The organism is Pseudomonas sp. PME37.24/025, assembly GCF_055556615.1.
The window spans coordinates 1-374 of record NZ_JBVHNK010000052.1; the positions used below are offsets into that span (position 1 = coordinate 1).

Below are 374 nucleotides of genomic sequence, written 5' to 3' on the forward strand. Positions count from 1 at the left end.
CCGCGTTCGACGACCCGCTCCCGGCGTGGCCGACGGTCGACCTGACGATCCCGGATGCCACCGACTGACGGCACCCCGGATCCACCGCCACCCCACGAACACACGCGCCCCGTTTCCCGCTATTCTCGGGATCAATTGGGGGGATTTCCCACGCGTCGGGGGGCGCATTCATGATTCGATCGACCGTGCGCGCAGGCGCAACAAATCCGTTTTCCGCGCCCGGAAGCCGTCAGACGAAAAGACGCATTCCGACCTGGCTCTGGATCGTGCTCGGCGTCGCGCTGCTGATCGTGGCGCTGATCCTGTCGCCGATCTTCGCCGTCATCTTCCTCATCATTCTGATCACGGGAATCGTCGGTCTCGCGAAGAACAGT

The 374-nt window shown here is 63.9% G+C and carries 1 protein-coding gene; it reads left to right on the forward strand.

Annotated features, from left to right (window positions below):
- Positions 1-170 precede the first annotated feature (170 nt).
- Positions 171-374, forward strand: a 204-nt coding sequence (locus ACZ3HH_RS29450) for a hypothetical protein (RefSeq protein WP_465810040.1), incomplete at its 3' end; no start/stop codon positions are given.